Origin of the sequence: Actinokineospora baliensis, from assembly GCF_016907695.1 — a bacterium.
Taxonomy (GTDB): domain Bacteria; phylum Actinomycetota; class Actinomycetes; order Mycobacteriales; family Pseudonocardiaceae; genus Actinokineospora; species Actinokineospora baliensis.
Genome location: NZ_JAFBCK010000001.1, coordinates 4,510,089 through 4,526,703 on the forward strand (window position 1 = coordinate 4,510,089; position 16,615 = coordinate 4,526,703).

At 72.2% G+C, this 16,615-nt stretch carries 14 protein-coding genes; 8 read left to right on the forward strand and 6 right to left on the reverse strand.

Annotation, left to right across the window (positions count from 1 at the left end; all coding sequences use genetic code 11):
• Positions 1 to 7: 7 nt before the first annotated feature.
• From JOD54_RS20695 to JOD54_RS20715, 5 genes are all read left to right on the forward strand, one after another.
• Positions 8 to 610: a TetR/AcrR family transcriptional regulator gene (locus tag JOD54_RS20695; RefSeq protein WP_204452174.1), complete on the forward strand. Its 603-nt coding sequence runs from the start codon at positions 8 to 10 to the stop codon at positions 608 to 610.
• Positions 611 to 650: 40 nt separating this feature from the next.
• Positions 651 to 1,376 (forward strand): alpha/beta fold hydrolase, encoded by a 726-nt coding sequence (locus JOD54_RS20700; protein WP_204452176.1) that lies wholly within the window; start codon positions 651 to 653, stop codon positions 1,374 to 1,376.
• 326 nt (positions 1,377 to 1,702) lie between these two features.
• A complete protein-coding gene (locus tag JOD54_RS20705) occupies positions 1,703 to 3,847 on the forward strand; it encodes a S8 family peptidase (RefSeq protein ID WP_204452178.1) in 2,145 nt (714 codons plus the stop codon).
• Positions 3,848 to 3,913: 66 nt separating this feature from the next.
• Entirely contained in the window at positions 3,914 to 4,864 is a 951-nt protein-coding gene (locus tag JOD54_RS20710) for a LysR family transcriptional regulator (protein WP_204452180.1), read from the forward strand.
• A 150-nt stretch (positions 4,865 to 5,014) separates the two neighbouring features.
• Entirely contained in the window at positions 5,015 to 6,694 is a 1,680-nt protein-coding gene (locus JOD54_RS20715; RefSeq protein WP_307860196.1) for a GAF domain-containing sensor histidine kinase, read from the forward strand.
• Between the two features lie 34 nt (positions 6,695 to 6,728).
• Here the strand turns inward: JOD54_RS20715 and JOD54_RS20720 are convergent, their stop codons facing one another.
• Positions 6,729 to 7,364: a response regulator gene (locus JOD54_RS20720; RefSeq protein WP_204452182.1), complete on the reverse strand. Its 636-nt coding sequence runs from the start codon at positions 7,362 to 7,364 to the stop codon at positions 6,729 to 6,731.
• A gap of 496 nt (positions 7,365 to 7,860) precedes the next feature.
• Between JOD54_RS20720 and JOD54_RS35180 the strand changes: the two genes are divergently transcribed.
• The gene (locus JOD54_RS35180; RefSeq protein WP_275592670.1) at positions 7,861 to 7,986 is read left to right on the forward strand and encodes a hypothetical protein; all 126 of its coding nucleotides are present in this window, start codon (positions 7,861 to 7,863) and stop codon (positions 7,984 to 7,986) included.
• Here JOD54_RS35180 and JOD54_RS20725 read toward each other — a convergent pair.
• A complete protein-coding gene (locus JOD54_RS20725) occupies positions 7,983 to 8,786 on the reverse strand; it encodes a S1 family peptidase (RefSeq protein ID WP_204452184.1) in 804 nt (267 codons plus the stop codon). The two genes, JOD54_RS35180 and JOD54_RS20725, sit on opposite strands and share 4 nt — an antisense overlap.
• A 257-nt stretch (positions 8,787 to 9,043) precedes the next feature.
• Positions 9,044 to 9,817, reverse strand: coding sequence for a peptidase M10A (locus tag JOD54_RS20730; RefSeq protein ID WP_204452186.1), 774 nt, complete (start codon positions 9,815 to 9,817; stop codon positions 9,044 to 9,046).
• A 260-nt stretch (positions 9,818 to 10,077) separates the two neighbouring features.
• Between JOD54_RS20730 and JOD54_RS20735 the strand changes: the two genes are divergently transcribed.
• A complete protein-coding gene (locus JOD54_RS20735; protein ID WP_204452188.1) occupies positions 10,078 to 10,242 on the forward strand; it encodes a hypothetical protein in 165 nt (54 codons plus the stop codon).
• Between the two features lie 450 nt (positions 10,243 to 10,692).
• Positions 10,693 to 11,745, forward strand: coding sequence for a fatty acid desaturase family protein (locus JOD54_RS20740; protein ID WP_204452190.1), 1,053 nt, complete (start codon positions 10,693 to 10,695; stop codon positions 11,743 to 11,745).
• 28 nt (positions 11,746 to 11,773) lie between these two features.
• Here JOD54_RS20740 and JOD54_RS20745 read toward each other — a convergent pair whose 3' ends face one another.
• Genes JOD54_RS20745 through JOD54_RS20755 form a run of 3 tightly spaced genes read right to left on the reverse strand, consistent with a single transcriptional unit; the run spans position 11,774 to position 16,574 of the window.
• A complete protein-coding gene (locus JOD54_RS20745; protein WP_204452192.1) occupies positions 11,774 to 13,015 on the reverse strand; it encodes a TetR/AcrR family transcriptional regulator in 1,242 nt (413 codons plus the stop codon).
• Positions 13,016 to 13,032: 17 nt separating this feature from the next.
• Positions 13,033 to 14,781 (reverse strand): ABC transporter ATP-binding protein, encoded by a 1,749-nt coding sequence (locus JOD54_RS20750; protein ID WP_239573453.1) that lies wholly within the window; start codon positions 14,779 to 14,781, stop codon positions 13,033 to 13,035.
• Complete coding sequence (locus tag JOD54_RS20755; RefSeq protein ID WP_204452195.1) at positions 14,778 to 16,574, reverse strand: ABC transporter ATP-binding protein; 1,797 nt, start codon at positions 16,572 to 16,574, stop codon at positions 14,778 to 14,780. Before JOD54_RS20755 ends, JOD54_RS20750 begins: the two co-directional genes overlap by 4 nt.
• Between the last annotated feature and the right edge of the window lie 41 nt (positions 16,575 to 16,615).

Consider the following 16,615-nt stretch of genomic DNA (forward strand, 5'->3'; position numbering starts at 1 on the left):
CACGGCCATGCCGAAGGTCATCGACCATGATCAGCGGCGCCGGGAGATCGTCGAGGTGTCCAAGCGGCTGATCGCCGAGGGCGGCTTCGAGGCGGCGACCATGCGCAGCATCGTCACCGCCGCCGGTTTCGCCAACGGTGCGCTCAAGCACTACTTCGCCAGCAAGGACGGCATCATCGCGGCCACCTTCGACAGCGTGCTCGACGAGACCGCGCAGCGCGCGGCCGAACTGGACCCCGGTCTGGGCCCGGTCGCCGCGCTGCGCGGGTTCGTCGAGGCCGCGATGCCGCTCGACGCCGAGCGGATCAGCTCCGCGAGGGTGCTGCTGGTGCTGTGGGGGCACTCGGTCGCCAACCCCGACCTGGCCGCGCAGTACCGCGAGCTGCTGACGAACTGGCGCGCGGAGCTGGTGGCCAGGATCGGGGCGGTGTGGGACCACAGCCGTGACGTGGTGGCCGCCGGGGTGGTCGCCGACGAGATCATCTCGGTGACCATCGGCGCCAACGTGGCCAGCCTGATGCACCCGGTCGGCGCGCTGGTGGCCCGCTACACCGACTACATCGACGCGCTGGTGGCGCGGGTGGCGGGCCCGGTGGGCCCGGTGGGCTGAAACCCTGGACCAGAGCCGAGTTATTGTCTACGCTCGTAGAATGACCAGGGTTTCCGCGCTGCCGACCACCGTCACCCCGCCCGCCGCGGCGGTGACCGGCCCGCCCGTCGTGCTCATCCACGGCTTCACCACCAGCGGGGCGGTCGACTTCCCGGCCGAGCGCTGGGCTGCCCCGCTGGCCGCGGCCGGACGCGAGACGATCGTCGTGCACCTGCCCGGCCACGCGGGCGGCCCCGCCGTCGCCTCCGCCGACGAGGTGGGCACCACCCGGCTGCTGCAGCGCATCGCCGAGGCCATCACCGCCCCCGAGGTCGACGTCATCGGCTACTCCCTCGGCGCCCGCATCGCCTGGGACCTCGCGAGCGTCCTCCCGGTCCGCAAGCTCGTCCTCGGCGGCCTCAGCCCCATGGAACCCTTCGCCGCCGTCGACCTCGCCGCGGCCCGTGCCGCGGCCGCGGGCGGCCCCCAGCCCACCGACATGCTGACCGGCATGATCATCGGCATGGCCACCGCCCCCGGCCAGGACGCCAACTCCCTGCTCAACCTGGTCGAAGGCCTCGCCAGCGAACCCTTCAACCCTGCCGCGGGCGCCCCCCAGGTCCCCACCCTCTTCCTCGCGGGCGACACCGACCCCATGTCCCAGGGCGTCGACCACCTCGTGTCCCTCGTCCCCAACGCCACCCTCCAGCGAGTCCCCGGCGACCACGTCTCAGCCCTCGCCGGAGAGGACCTCCGCGCCGCAGCCTTCACCTTCCTGGGGGTCTGACCATCGCGGGTTGATGGGCGAGCCGCCGCCCATCAACCCGCGATGACCGGACCGGGTCACGCCCACGTGGCCCGCCACACCGCAACGAGCGCGGCGTGAACCGTTGACCCCGGCCGGGAATCGCGCCATAGTGCGATGCGATGATCGCGCTCCGATATGGACCGCGCGCCACACGACCACGCCCTCCTTCGTGGACCCCACAGCCGATTTCGCTGTGCTGAAAGACTGTTCCTCTTCCGTCACCCGTGTCGCCGACGCGGGATCCGCGCCACTGTCACCTTCCTGCACCCGCCCCAGGGCGGGGACCCTGCGTGAAGGAGTGACCAGTGAGACGAGATCGGGCGTGGCACGTCGTGCTCGCGATCGGGTTGGCGGTGGGCGGCGCGGTTCCCGCCGCCGCCGCGGAAGGGGTGGTGCTCGGAGCGGACAAGCCGGGGGCCATCGAGGGCAGCTACATCGTGGTGACCAAGGACCGCCCAGCGGGCGCCGGGTACGACGTGGGCGCCAAGTACGGTGCCGTCGTCACGGCCACCTGGGAACGGGCCTTGACCGGGTTCGCCGCCCGGATGGACGCCGCGGCCGCGCGCAGGCTGGCCGCCGACCCGGCGGTGGCGATGGTGGTCCAGGACTCCGTGGTCACGGTCGCGGGGGAGCAGCCGAACCCGCCGAACTGGGGCACCGACCGCGTCGACCAGCGGGACCTGCCGCTGGACAACACCTACCGCTACGGCGGCACGGGCGCGGGGGTGACCGTCTACGTCATCGACACCGGGGTGCGCACCAGCCACAGCACCTTCGAGGGCCGGGCCAGGTGGGGCACCAACACCATCGACACCAACAACACCGACTGCCACGGGCACGGCACCCACGTCGGCGGCATCATCGGCGGCCGCGAGTACGGCGTCGCCAAGGCGGCCGAAGTCGTCGCGGTGAAGGCGTTGAACTGCGCGGGATCCGGCTCCAACAGCGCGGTCATCAGCGGCATCGAGTGGGTCACCAAGAACGCCGTCAAACCCGCCGTGGCGAACATGAGCCTCACCAGTTCCGCCGACCCCGCCATGGACGCGGCCGTTCGCAAGTCGATCGCCTCGGGCGTCACCTACGCGGTCGCCTCCGCCAACGACGGCAAGGACGCCTGCAACTCCTCGCCCGCGCGGGTCACCGAGGCCATCACGGCCAACGCCGTCGACAAGAACGACGCCAAGCCGACCTTCTCCAACTTCGGCCCGTGCACCGACCTGTTCGCCCCCGGCGTGGGCATCCTGTCGGCCTGGAAGGACAACGACAACGCCACCTACACCGCCAGCGGCACGTCCATGGCCGCTCCCCACACCGCCGGTGTCGCAGCGATCTGGCTCGGGGCCCGCCCCTCGGACACACCGGCCCAGGTCCACGCCGGTGTCGTGGCCGCGGCCACCCCGGACAAGGTGACCAACCCGGGCACGGGGTCACCCAACCGGCTACTGCACTCCGCGCCCACCCCGCAGCCGTTGGCGCTACCGAGCCCCGGCAACCAGACCGGCGCGGTCTCACGTCCCGCCTCTGTCGCCCTCCGCGCGACGGGGGGCACCACCCCGTACACGTGGGCCGCGTCCGGGCTGCCCGCCGGGATCGCCTTGGACGTGAGCACGGCGACCCTCGCTGGAACACCCACAGCCGAAGGCGCCACCGCCGTCACCGCCACCGTCACCGACGCTGTCGGCGCGACCGCCGCCACCACCTTCACCTGGACCATCACCGCCGCGAGCGACCTCGAGGTGCTCGACCCCGGTGACCAGACCGGCGAGGTGGGCCGGGAGAGCGGGGTCAAGGTCTCCGCCAGCGGCGGCGCCGAGCCCTACACCTGGACGACGACGGGCCTGCCCGGGGGCGTTGGCGCCACCGCCAGCGGCAACGTCGTCACCCTGGCGGGCGTCCCGACCACCGCCGGGACCACAACGGTCGTGGCCACCGTGCGCGACAACACGGGCGCCACCGCGGCCACCACGTTCACCTGGACCATCACCGGGGGCTGCGCGGGCGGCCAGAAGCTGACCAACCCCGGCTTCGAATCCGGCGCCACCGGCTGGACCGGCACCACGGCGGTCATCGGCCAGCACGCTGTCGCGGGCCAACCCGCCCACGGCGGCACCTGGAGCGCCTGGCTCGGCGGCAAGGGCAGGGCCAACACCACCTCGGTCGGTCAGACCGTGACCCTGCCCAGCGGGTGCGCGTCGTACCGGTTGTCGTTCTGGTTGCACATCGACACCGCCGAGCGCGACGCCCGGGTCTGGGACCGCCTCACCGTCACAGCGGGGGACAAGACCCTCGCCGCGTTCTCCAACCTCAACGCGGCCACCGGGTACCGCCTGATGAGCTACGACCTGTCCGCGTTCGCGGGCCGCGCGGTGCCGATCACCTTCACCGGGCTCGAGGACAGCTACCTGCGGACGTCGTTCGTCCTCGACGACGTCGCTGTCACCGCGGGCTGACTGTCCCGGGGCGGGGCCGCGGGCGACTCCGGTCGGCCGCGGCCCCTGCCGCGTACCATGACCCGGGTGGATCTTGAGGTGCGACACCTGCGTGTTCTCCTCGCCGTGGCCGACGAGGGCAGCATCACCCGCGCCGCCGCCGCGCTCGGCCTGTCCCAGCCCTCGCTGACCGCCCAGGTTCGGCGGATCGAGCGCGCGGTCGGTGAGCCGGTCTTCGTCCGCGGCCACACCGGCGTGCAGACCACGCAGTTCGGCCGTGGCCTGCTCAGCCGGGCCCGCGCCGTGTTGCGCGAAATGGACCACCTGCTGGTCAACTCCCTCCCCGCCGCGCGCCGCGAACTCGCCATCGGCGACGCCGGACTGCTGCTGGCTGCGGTGGTGCCCCGCCTGGAACGCGACCTGGCCGCCGCGGGCTCGGGCCTGACCGTGCGCGTGCACATCGACCCCGCCGCGGCCGCGCTGGTCGCGATGCTGCGCTCCGGCAGGCTCGACGCGGCGATCATCAGCGACGTCGTCGGTTTCGAGTTGCCCAAGACCGCCGCCGTGCACCGGGTGACCGTCGTGCCGGTCGAACCCGTGTTCATCGCCCTGGCCGCCCACCACCGGCTCGCCGCCCACCCCACGGTCGACCTCACCGACCTCGCCGACGAGGCCTGGATCGTCAACCCCTACGACAACCCGGGGTGGATGGCCTCCGTCCGCGCCGCCTGCGCCCACCGCGGCTACCAACCCCGCATCGCCTACGAGAGCAGCCACATGGCGGGCGCCCGCGCGTTCGTCGCCACCGGCACCTGCGTGGCCATCGCGGATCCGCTCTCGGTGGAGGACCTCGGCGTCGTCTTCCGGCCCCTGGCAGGCGACCCGATCCGCGGCCGGATCGATCTCGCCTGGGTCGACCAGTGCCCGGTCCCGGCCGACCTGCTGCGCCGGGTGGTGGCCGAGGAGTACCGGGCCTTGGCCGAGCGCAACACCGGCTACCGCCGCTGGTGGGCCGAGCACGGACAGGTCTTCGTCTGAGCCGAGGCCACCTCGCCACCGACCCCGGACGGCCCGCGCGGGCCGCGGTGGGGCTAAGCGGGAATCAGACCAAGGGGCTGATTGCCGCTCCACTCGGCCCGTGGGAGCCTCTACGCACAACCGGCCGGGGTCGAGCGAGGAGTCGATGCTGTGGAGGGTGACGGGGCCATCACCCGGGGCCTGCTCTCCGGTCTGCGGCTCGACGAGCTGCTGGGGGAGTTGCACGAACGGCTCGGTGCGGTGATGAGCACCCGTGACAGCCTCCAGGGCCTGCTCGACGCGGTGATGGCGGTTGGTGCGGGGCTTGAGCTCGACTCGACCTTGCAGCGGATTGTCCAGGCGGCGGTCAACCTCGTCGACGCCCGGTACGGCGCGTTGGGCGTGCTCGGCGAGACCGGTGGCCTCGCCCGTTTCGTCAACGTCGGGATCGATCCGAAGCAGCGGGCCATGATGGGGCACCTGCCGGAGGGGCGCGGGCTGCTCGGTCTGCTCATCGAACACCCCGAGCCGATCCGGCTCTCGGACCTCACCCAGCACCCCGCGTCCGTCGGCTTCCCGCCCAACCACCCCGCCATGGGCAGTTTCCTGGGCGTACCGGTCCGCATCCGCGGCGAGGTCTACGGCAACCTGTACCTCACCGAGAAGCGCGGCGACGCCGAGTTCACCGCCGACGACGAGGCCGTGGTCAGCGCACTGGCCTCCGCGGCGAGCGTCGCGGTGGAGAACGCGCGGCTGTTCGAGCGCTCCCGCGAACGCGAGCGCTGGCTCGCCGCGGCCGCCGAGGTCAACGAGGGGTTGCTGCGCGGGGTGTCGCAACGGGAGTCCCTCGACCTGATCGCGCGCCGCGTCGCGGAGCTGACGGATGCTGATTGTGTGCTGATCCTGTTGGAGGCCGAGGAGCTCCTGCGGGTCGGTGCGGCCACCGGTCGGCTGGGGGAGTGGCTGACCGACGCCGAGGTGACCGCGCTCGGCCCGCTGATCGAGGAGACGACCGCCGCCGAGGCGCCCCGGGTGGTCGCCGACCTGGGGGTGGAGACCTCGGGCGGCCGGGTCGCCGACCTGCTCGGCCCCTGCGTGCTGGTCCCGCTCACCGGCACCGGCGGTGTCCTGGTGACCGCCAGGCAGAAGGGCGCGGCCCCGTTCCCCGCCGACCGGGTGCCGCTGCTCGGCTCGTTCGCGGGCCAGGCGGCGGTGGCGCTGGAACTGGCCGAGAAGCAGCGCTCCCAGCGGCTGCTCGACGTCCTGGCCGACCGCGACCGCATCGCCCAGGACCTGCACGACCACGTCATCCAGCGCCTCTACGCGACCGGCATGAGCCTGCAGGGCACGCTGCGCCGCATCGACGACCCCGAGGTCCGCGCCCGCGTGCACCGCTCGGTCGAGCAGTTGGACCAGACCGTCCGCGAGATCCGCACCTCCATCTTCGACCTGCAGGCCGTCGACGACCCCGCCTCCCTGCGCCGCCGCATGCTCGACGCCGTCGCCGAGATCGCCGCCGACCAGCCGGTCACCCCCTCGGTCAGCATGTCCGGCGCCATCGACACCCTGGTCCCGCCCGAGGTCGGCGACCACGCGCTGGCCGCCCTGCGCGAGGCGGTGAGCAACGCCGTGCGGCACAGCCGGGCGAACACCATCACCGTCGTCGTCTCCGCCGCCGACGACCTCGTGGTCGAGGTGATCGACGACGGCAAGGGCATCGGCACCACCACCCGCCGCAGCGGCCTGGAGAACCTCACCCGTCGAGCCCGCCAGTGCCAGGGCACCTGCGAAGCCACCCCCGGCCCCGACGGCATCGGAACCCACCTCCGCTGGCGCGTCCCCCTCGGCTAATGTGGACTGTCCACACAGTACTTCCGGCCGCTTCTCAGCGCCCCCGGCGCAGTTCGGCGGCGAGTACGGCGGCCTGGGTGCGGCGCTGCATGTTGAGCTTGGCCAGCAGGTGCGAGACGTAGTTCTTGACGGTCTTCTCGGCCAGGAACATGCGCTCGCCGATCTGCCGGTTGGTCAAGCCCTCGCCGATCAGCTCGAACACCGTCCGCTCCTGGTCGGTCAGCGTCGCGATCGGGTCGTCCTCGGTGCGCTCCCGCCGGATCCGGTCCAGCAGCGCCGCGGTGGTCCTCGGGTCCAGCAGCGACCCACCGGCGCCCACGGTGCGGACCGCGGCGACCAGGTCGGTCCCCAGCACCTGCTTGAGCACGAACCCCGCCGCGCCCGCCAGGATCGCGTCGAACAGGGCCTCGTCGTCGGCGTAGGAGGTGAGCATCAGGCAGCGCAGGTCCGGCATGACCGACCGCAGTTCGCGGCACAGCTCCACCCCGGTCCCGTCCGGCAGCCGCACGTCGAGCACCGCCACATCCGGCTTGGCGTCCGGCACCAGCACCAACGCCTCACCCGCCGACGCCGCCTCCCCGACGACCTCGATGTCCGGGTAGTCCAGCAGCTCGGCCACCCCGCGCCGCACGATCTCGTGGTCGTCGACGAGGAACACCCGGATTCCCATCACGTCTCCCGCTCAGCTCGGACCGGTACCACCCCACTCTAGGTGCGCCCCGCCCGCCTGACCCAAGCCCAGCGGCACGTCCGGATGAGGACCAAAGTCCCGACGGGGACCACCTGGGCCGAGGCCGACGGCCCGGGTCTCACCGTCGTGTTGGTGGCCGCCCGGCCGGATAGGAAGGGGGGTACGCGTGGCTACCTTGCCGTTCGGTCACCCGGGCCTGGTGTTGTGGCGGTCGAGCGGCATCGGCTTACTGGCCTCGGTGTCACTCGGCGTGCGGTGAGCCCAGCCGGGCAAGGCCGAACCGCGCATTGCCCTCGCGCGGAGACACGCTAACCGCACGCCGTCGCTGGGCAGGCATGTCCCGGCGACCGTGAAGGCTTGCTCGCGTTGCGGGACTCCACCGACAGTTGCTGGCGGTCGTGTTCGAGGGCGGCCCGCTGGCGGTTTTGCCACGGTGGAGGATACGGCGGCCGACAAGGTTCGCGCGGATATGGCGATGCGGCGGGTCCGCTCGAAGCGCGCCGCGGGCAACAGCGTCGTTCTTGTCTCAGCCGGTCGGCGGGCGTGCACGCCCCGCCGACCCCTCGACGACGTGGTCGTCGAGGGGTGGGCGAACCACTAGCGGGGCAGGGTGCAGCCTGGGCGGGTGAGGACGAACTGGTTGCCGGGGCCGATGCAGGCCACGATGTCGTAGGTCTGCTGGGCGTAGCCGATCCCGGACCGGACGGTGACCTGGCCGGTTTGCGAGACCTCACACGGGTTGTTCTGCGTGCACCGGCCGCCGCTCTCGTTGATCGTGTTGTTCACGCCGACGACCTTGCCCGAGGCGGTGTCGATGATCGGCGACCCCGAGGTGCCGCCGATGACGTTGCAGGGGCGGGTGTAGCGGATGGAGTCCTTCCAGGTCCAGCTGCCTTCCTTGAGCTGGTAGGCGAACCCGTCCACCGCGCAGGTGTAGATCCGCTTCCAGTAGCCGGAGACGACCTGGATGCCGGTGCCCTGCGCGGGCCTGGTGGCCGACAGGTCGAGCGCGCGGGAGCGGTACTGCTGCTGGATCTGCGCGTAGGTCGAGCTGAGCTGGTAGAACGCCGCGTCGGTGTTCTTCATCGTGGCGTAGGCGAGTTTGGTGGCCCGCAGCGTGCCCAGCGATTGACCGGAACCGTTGAGCAGGGTGAACGAGCGGCTCGACGACTGGTTGACGATGACCTCGTTGGCGCCCATGAGCTTCACGCAGTGCCCGTTGGTCAGCACCAGCGCCGGGTCGCTGTCCACGGCGGCGGGTGGGCGGACCACCGAGCCAGAACAGTTGTCCAGCGCCACAATCCCGGTGAAGTCCGCGTACGCCGCCGCACCGGCCGGGGCGGCGAGCACGGCCGCCGCGGCCAGTGCGGTGGCGAGCACGCCGACCACTCGCTTGATCATGGAAGTTCCTTCCGGTAGCAGGGTTGCCACCATGCAGGGTTGACGTCCCGGCGTTCACTCACCACCCCCGTTCGGGTGGCAACGCCGACCGGACAATCCAGATCCCCCAGTCTGAAGAGGAGGAATCCGGCGCCGAACCCCTTCATTCGCAACGCGTTCACAGTGGGAACGCTGGGAATGCGTTGCCCGCCAACCCACCCCGCACACAGCCGCGGCCCCCTCCCGATGTGGGAAGGGGCCGCTGCGGCGCTGTCTGCTTACTTGGTGGCGAGGGCCTTGAGGCCGGCGTAGTCACCGGCGCCGAGGAGGCGGCGGGAGGTGTCGCAGGGGGAGCTGGCCGGGGTCATGGTCTGGGTGGCGTTGTTGGTCTGGTCGACGTGGCCGAGGCCCGCGGTGTGGAGGCGCTCGTGGGTGAGGGTGGTCTCGAGGTCGTACTGCTGGCCGGTGCAGTTGGCGGGCTTGGTGGTGAACCAGGTGTAGGCGACGTTGTCGATGAGGGTGTCGGAGGCGATGACGACGCCCTTGGCGTTGTAGTAGGTGCAGGTGTAGGCGAGGACCTTGGCGGGGAGGGTGCCCCAGCCGGTGACGGACTTGTTGTCGTTGCCGGTGCAGGTGGCGGTGGCGGAGACCTGGGGCTTGAGGGTGGTGGTGCCGCCGTAGGTGTAGGTGGAGGTGGTCAGGTTGGTGAGGCCGCAGCGGTTGGTGCCCTTGGCGACGGTGTTGGTGGAGGTGGTGATGGCGCCGAGGGCGGTGGAGGCGATGTTGGCGGGGACACCGTCGCCGTTGTACAGCCAGTTGAGGGTGCCGACCTTCCAGGTCTTGAGGGCGTAGGTGGTGTCCTCGCAGGCCGAGGCGGCGGAGGCGGCAGCGGCGGTGGCGGTGACGGCGTCGCCCTCGTCGTAGGTGAAGGCCTCGGCGACGAGGAACACCTGGTCGTCGGCGGTGGCGAGGGAGGTGACCGGCTGCGCGGCGATGATCACCGAGGCGGCGGCCAGTGCGGTGGCGGCGAGGGTGGTGATCGAGCGGCGCATCGGGTCTCCCTGGTGGGTTCTGGCTGGTTGACACAAGATTCGGGGGCGGGGGGAGCGGGTCGGGTACCGCGACGGGTGCGTCTCGGGTGCACGGCTAATCCCGCACCGCCCGCTGCCGAACCCACCTGGTTCCGCGCGTCCGGCGACCCCCACACGAGGCCGCTGGTGGCGGTGGGCGGCGGAAAACGACCGGGTTCACCCACAAGCGGGCTGGGTACTGTTCACGGTGACCGAAATGTCGCTATCCGGAAGAGGTACCCGTGGCTCTCGACCCCACCGCCCGCCGCCCGCTGCGCCTGCTGGCCGTGGTGGGCGCGCTCGCGATGCTCCCGCTCCTGGCCGCCTGCGGTGACGACGACGATGACGACGATGACGACGACGGCATGCGCGCCCAGCCCCGCCCCGCCGCCGTCCAGACCTGGTAGTACCGCCACTCGTACCCCCGCCGGTGCCCCCGGTGGGGGTACGACCGCGTCGGGCGTCTGAAGTGGACCGGATCCAGAATGCCCACCCCCGTGGACGACCGGACCGGGGACCGGTGTCGCCGCGCGCTAAGGAAGTTCCCCGACCGCCCGACCGCCGCCGCCTAAATGGTTTGACTCGGTCGTGCCGCCGTGGTCTTGGCCGCACCGGGTGGTATAGCCTCGCAGGGAGCCCCACCGCCGTCAGGGGGGTATCAGGATCGACGGGTGGGCCGCCAGGCCCGTGTCGCCGGTCCGCCCCCGACCCGCTCTCCCGCGCCGCGCCCGCTCCCCGTGGGTCGCGGTGTGCGCCCGCCGCGGTGGCGTGCCGCCGCGTGCCCCACCACACCCTGATCCAGCTGTCCGGTCCAGGTCAGCGGCGTGCCGCCCCTGCCAGAGAAAGTCACCTCAACCATGAGCGCTTCCCCCCTGTCCGACGCGCACGCCGCGCCACCGCGGCGCGGCAGCGACTTCGCCGAGTTGTCGCGCCGGATCAAGAGCGAGGGGCTGCTGGAGCGGCGGCACGGCTACTACGTGGCCCGCATCGCCACCAACGCCGCGCTGCTCGGCGCGGGTGTCGCCGCGTTCCTGCTGCTGGGCGACTCCTGGTGGCAGGTGCTGACCGCGGTGCTGCTCGCGGGGGTGTTCACCCAGTTCGCCTTCATCGGCCACGACGCCGGGCACCGCCAGATCTTCGGCTCCCGCCGGGGCAACGACGTCCTGGGCTACGTCCACGGCGCCATCACCGGGATCAGCTTCCAGTGGTGGGTCGGCAAGCACAACCGCCACCACGCCAACCCCAACCACGAGGACGACGACCCCGACGTCGACATCCTGGTACTGGCCTTCAGCGACCGGCAGGCGCTGACCAAGAACGGCCTGGCGCTGTGGGTCACCAAGTACCAGGCGTTCCTGTTCTTCCCGCTGCTGCTGCTCGAGGCGATCATGCTGCGCGCGGCCAGCGTGCAGGCGGTGCTGCGCCGGGAGATCAAGCCGTTCCGGCTCGAGGGCGTGCTGCTGGCGGTGCACATCGCGGTGTACCTGAGCGCGGTGTTCCTGGTGCTCTCGCCGCTCAAGGCCGTGGTGTTCATCCTGGTCCACCAGGGCCTGATGGGGGTCTACCTCGGTTGTTCCTTCGCCCCCAACCACAAGGGCATGCCGATGCTGACCGACGAGGACTCGGTCGACTTCCTGCGCAAGCAGGTCCTCACCTCGCGCGACATCCTCGGCGGCCGCTGGGTCGACTACCTGTTCGGCGGGTTGAACTACCAGGTCGAGCACCACCTGTTCCCCAACATGCCGCGCTCGAACCTGCGCCGCGCCCAGCCCCTGGTCGAGGAGTACTGCGTGCGCAACGGCATCACCTACACGCACTGCGGGATCCTCGCCTCGTACAAGCAGGTCCTGCGGCACCTGCACTCGGTCGGCGCCCCCCTGCGCGCTCCCCGCGAGCTGGTCGCGGGCTGAGACCACCGCGACCGGTATCCACATCGGACTACCGGTCGCGCAGCAACCCCGCCACCAGCGCCGTCAGCCCCGCGTCGGCCTGGTGGTCGGCGGTGCTCGCGCGCAGGACCTCGGCGATGACGGGGGAGTCCGCGCTGGCCATGAGCCTGGTCGCGAAGGAGCCCGGGGTGTCGGTGGTGAGGGCGGCGCCGAACACGTGGGTCCACAGGGTGCGGGCGGCGGCGGCGATCTCCCCGTCCGGCATCCCCGCGGCCCGGAAGGCCGTGAACACCCGGCTCAGCAGCGGGAGGATCAGCGGCCCGGCGAGCCCGTCCACGGCCAGCGCGGTCACCGCCCAGCGGTCGCCGCGCAGTGCGGTGTGGACCGCCATCGCCAGGGCGACCAGGTCCTCGCGGGGATCGTCGACCGGCTCGGGCACGACGATGGTCTCGGCGAGCGCGTCGAGCATCGCCACCACCAGCCCGTCGCGGTCGCCGAAGCCCGACCGCACCCCCGCGACCGACGCCCCGACCGCCTCGGCGACCGAGCGCACGGTCACCGCGGCCAGGCCGTCCCGTCTGGCCAGTGCGCCCGCGGCGGCGACCACCTCGGACCGGTCCGGTGTGGAGCCCCCGGGGTCGCTCGCCCGCTCGACCCTGGTCGCCATGCCGTCGAACAGCAGGTCCAGCTTGTGGTCGAGCCAGCCGCGGCCGTGCAGGGCCTGTTCGTCCGAGGCCTCCACGAGCAGGTCCCGCCAGGACTCCAGGTAGATCTCGCGCAGGCTGCGCTGCCCCCGCGCGGTCTGGAAGGTCCGGTCGAGTCCGCGCATGGCGATCTCGGTGGCGATGGTCAGGTCCGCGACCAGGTCCACCGCGACCGAAGCGTGCAGCCGGTCGAAGCCGTCCGCCCGCAGCCTGGCGACGTAGCCGGTGGCCAGTGCGGTGACCCTGGCGGGCAGGCCGGGCGCCAGTTGGATCGACTCGGCCATGCCGGGGTGCTTGAGCAGGAACTCCCACAGCGCGTCGGCGAAGGCCCGCAGCAGCTCCCGCCACCGCAAGCCCGCGGTCGGCCAGTCGAACTCGCGGACGGCCAGGTCGATCACGGCGAGCACCAGGTCGTCGCGGTCGTGGACGTAGCGGTAGAGCGTCGAGTGGCTCACCCCGAGCCTGCGCGCCACGGTCGGCATCGACAGCGTGAGCAGGCCCTCCGCCAGCGCCGCGCGCGCGACGTCGTCCCTGGTCAGCGACGCGGGTGGGCCGGGTTTGCGGCCCACCCGCTTGGCGGTGCTCATGGCAGCACGGTAGCGGGCTAGCCCGCGGCCAACCGCCACCCCGCCGCCCGGTCCCGCTCGCGCCAGAACGCGGCGTACCTGCCGTCGACGCCGATCAGCTCCTCGTGCGTGCCCACCTGCACCACCGCGCCCTCGTCGAGCACCACGATCTGGTCGGCGGCCACCACCGTGGGCAGCCGGTGCGCGATCACCAGCACCGTGGACCGCTCGGTGAGCGCGTGCATCGCGGCGCGGACGTAGCGCTCGTTCTCGCTGTCGAGCGCGGCGGTGGCCTCGTCGAACAGCACGATCGGGGCGTTCTTGACCAGGGCCCTGGCGATCGACACCCGCTGCCGCTCGCCGCCGGAGAGCGCCATGCCGCCCTCGCCGACCCTGGTGTCCCAGCCGTTCGGGAGCCGGGCCACGATCTCGTCCACCCCGGCCAGCGCTCCGGCGGCGTGCACCTCGGCCTCGGTCGCCTCGGGCCGACCGGCCCGGATGTTGCCCGCCAGCGTGTCGTCGAACAGGTAGACGTCCTGGAACACCAGCGCCACCTGGGCCATCAGGTCCTCGGTCCGCTGGTCGCGCACGTCGGTCCCGCCGACCCGCACGGTGCCGGTGTCGACGTCCCAGAACCTCGCGATCAGCCTGGTCACCGTGGTCTTGCCGGACCCGGACGCGCCGACCAGCGCGGTCATCGTCCTGGGCGCGACGGTGAACGAGACGCCCCGCAGCACCGGCCGGTCCGGGCCGTAGCCGAAGTGGACGTGGTCGAGCTGGACCTCGCCGGGTCGCGCCTGGGCGGTGGTCTCGGCGGGTTCGGGCAGCGGCCGCTCCTCGAGCACGGCGGTGATCCGGCGGACGTCGTTGTGCGCCATCCGCACCGCCCCCGAGAGCTCCGACAGCTCGGCGAGCGGGCCGGTGAACCGCGCCGCCAACGCGAGAACCGCGACCAGCGCGACCGGGTCGACCGAACCGCCCAGCGCCAGCAGCACACCGACGACGATCAGCACGGTGAACGCGAACTGGGTGGCGATGCCACCGCCGAGGATGCCGGGCACGGCCATCCACAACGCGCGTTTGCCCACCCGGTGCTGCTCGGTGATCGAGTCCTCCAGCGGGGTGTGCCCCTCGGTGCCGCGGCCGAACGCGCGCAGCGTGCGCTGGTGGCGGGCGAACTCGACGACCCGGTTGGCCGCGGCCACCGCCGCGGTGTCCGACAGCTCGTCACCCCGGCCGACCAGCCGCGCGCACCAGGCGAACACCCAGGCCAGCAGGGGTGCGCTGATCAGCATCGCCAGGGCGAGCCGCCAGTCGAAGAAGAAGGTGACCACCGCGATCGCCGCGGGCGTCACCGCACCGGCGACCAGCGGGGTCAGCAGGTGGGCGAACAGGCCGCCGACCATCACCGTGCCGCTGGTGACGATCCGCGAGAGCCTGCCGACCTTCTCCCCGGTGAACCACCCGACCGGCAGCGACCCGACGTGGTCGCCGACCCGCTCGTGCAGGGTGGTCAGCGCGACGATCGCCACCGCGAAACCCTTCATGGCCTGCACGTAGTTCGCCGCGCACGTCGCCACGACGACCACGGCCATCACCGCCAGCCACCGCACAGCGCCGCCGAGGTCACCGGCGAGCAGGTCGCGCAGCACCGGCACCAGCATCGCGGCCGCGACGCCCTGCAAGACCCCGAACGCGGTCGCCCACGTGAGGTAGGCGCGCAGGGCGCCGCGGTGTTCGGGTCCCAGGATCGTGGCGAGGTCGCGCACCAGCGGGCGCAGGTTCATCGGTTGTCCCCTTCCTGGTTGGCCCACAGCCGGGCGTAGGTGCCGCCGAGGGCGAGCAGTTCGTCGTGCGTGCCCCGCTCGGTCAGGGATCCGCCGTCGAGCACGGCGATCTGGTCGACCGAGGTCACCGTGGACAGCCGGTGGGCGATCACCAGCAGCGTCCGGCCCCTGGCCAGTTCGGACAGCGCGTCCTGCACGGCGGCCTCGGACTCGGGGTCGGCGTGCGCGGTTGCCTCGTCGAGGACGAGCACCGGGGTGTCGGCCAGCAGCGCCCGCGCGATCGCCACCCGCTGCGCCTCGCCCCCGGAGAGTTGGGCGTCCACGGTGGCGTAGCCGTCGGGCAGGGCCGTGATCCGGTCGTGGATCTTGGCGGCGGTGGCCGCGGCGACGACCTCCTCGTCGGTCGCGCCGGGTCGGCCGAGGCGGATGTTGTCGGCGACGCTGCCGTGCACCAGCGCGATGTCCTGCAGCACGAACCCGACCCACCGGTACAGCTCGTCCGGGGCGATGTCGCGCACGTCGACCCCACCCAGGCGGACCGCGCCGCCGGTGACGTCGAAGAACCGGGGGAGCAGCGTCGCCAGGGTCGACTTGCCCGCGCCGGACGGTCCGACCAGCGCGGTCACCGTCCCCGGTCGCAGCCGCAGCGACACCTCGCGCAGCACGTCGTTGCTGCCGTCGTAGCTGTAGGACACCCGGTCGAACTCGACGTCGTGGTCGGTGGGTCGGCTCGGGTTCTGGGTGACTGGCAGTTCAGGGGTGCTGAACAGCTCGTTCACCCGGGCCGCCGCTGCCGCCGCCGCGCGCCGGTGCTCGGCGCCGAACCCCAGTGCGGTCACCGTCGTCGGGATCACCAGGGCGACCAGCACCCCGGTCATCGCCTCCACCGGCGTCACCCACCCCGAGTCGACGAACCAGACGACGCCGAACAGGCTGACCAGGCCCACCACCGGGGCCGACACCAGCATCGCGCTCAACGCCTCGACCTTGAGCAGCGGTCGGACCCAGTCGGCGTAGAACCGCCTGAACTCGCCCGCCGCGGTGGCGTAGGTGTCGTGCGCGCGCTTGGCCCGGCCGAACGTCTTCACCACCGCGATCCCGGTGATGAACTCGACCACCGCCGAGCTGATCCGCACCATCGCCTCGTTGAGCCGGGCCGCCTTCTCCTTGTAGCCGCGCATCATCCAGGCGTACGCGGCGGCGTAGAGGGGCAGCGTGGCGACGGCGAGCAGGGCCAGTCGCCAGTCCAACCACAGCAGGTAGCCGAGCCCGCCCAGGGGCAGCACGAGCGCGGCGGTCATCTCGACGGAGTGGTGCGCGACCAGGTGGTGCAGGTCGGCGATGTCGTTCTGCGCGGCCTTGCGCACCGCACCGGACGAGTTCTCGGTGAACCAGCCCAGCGGCACCCGCCCCAACTTCGCGGTGATCCGGCGCCGCAGCGCAGCCTGCAGGTCGACGTCGGCGAGGTGGGTGATCGTCAGCGCGACGCCCATCAGCAGCCCGCGCGCCCCGAGCCCGACGACCACCAGCCAGGCCACGGTGATCACCGCGCCCCGGTCGGGTGGACCGCCGGTGAGCAGCAAGGACCCGAGCTCCGCCAAAGCCGCGAACGGCACCAGGGAGGCCAGCGCGCCGAGTGCGGCCAGGGCCATCGCCAGCCGGGTTCGGCCCGCCACCGGTCGCAGGAGTTCCTTGAGCGCGGCCTGGTTCTGTTTCGCCTGGTCAGCGGGAGGTTCGGTCGGGGTTGTCGCCGGTGTGGCGCGGCTGTCGGGTTCGACCACGGTCGCGGTCATGGGCTCCTCCTTCTCCGGAGTCGACGGCGCCGAGTCTAAGA

Bases quoted from the DNA above. Each gene is read 5' to 3' on its own strand.
- JOD54_RS20695 (WP_204452174.1), top strand. From the start codon at position 8: ATGCCGAAGGTCATCGACCATGATCAGCGGCGCCGGGAGATCGTCGAG.
- JOD54_RS20700 (WP_204452176.1), top strand. From the start codon at position 651: ATGACCAGGGTTTCCGCGCTGCCGACCACCGTCACCCCGCCCGCCGCG.
- JOD54_RS20720 (WP_204452182.1), bottom strand. From the start codon at position 7,364: ATGGGAATCCGGGTGTTCCTCGTCGACGACCACGAGATCGTGCGGCGC.
- JOD54_RS35180 (WP_275592670.1), top strand. From the start codon at position 7,861: ATGCGGCGGGTCCGCTCGAAGCGCGCCGCGGGCAACAGCGTCGTTCTT.
- JOD54_RS20725 (WP_204452184.1), bottom strand. From the start codon at position 8,786: ATGATCAAGCGAGTGGTCGGCGTGCTCGCCACCGCACTGGCCGCGGCG.
- JOD54_RS20730 (WP_204452186.1), bottom strand. From the start codon at position 9,817: ATGCGCCGCTCGATCACCACCCTCGCCGCCACCGCACTGGCCGCCGCC.
- JOD54_RS20740 (WP_204452190.1), top strand. From the start codon at position 10,693: ATGAGCGCTTCCCCCCTGTCCGACGCGCACGCCGCGCCACCGCGGCGC.
- JOD54_RS20745 (WP_204452192.1), bottom strand. From the start codon at position 13,015: ATGAGCACCGCCAAGCGGGTGGGCCGCAAACCCGGCCCACCCGCGTCG.
- JOD54_RS20750 (WP_239573453.1), bottom strand. From the start codon at position 14,781: ATGAACCTGCGCCCGCTGGTGCGCGACCTCGCCACGATCCTGGGACCC.
- JOD54_RS20755 (WP_204452195.1), bottom strand. From the start codon at position 16,574: ATGACCGCGACCGTGGTCGAACCCGACAGCCGCGCCACACCGGCGACA.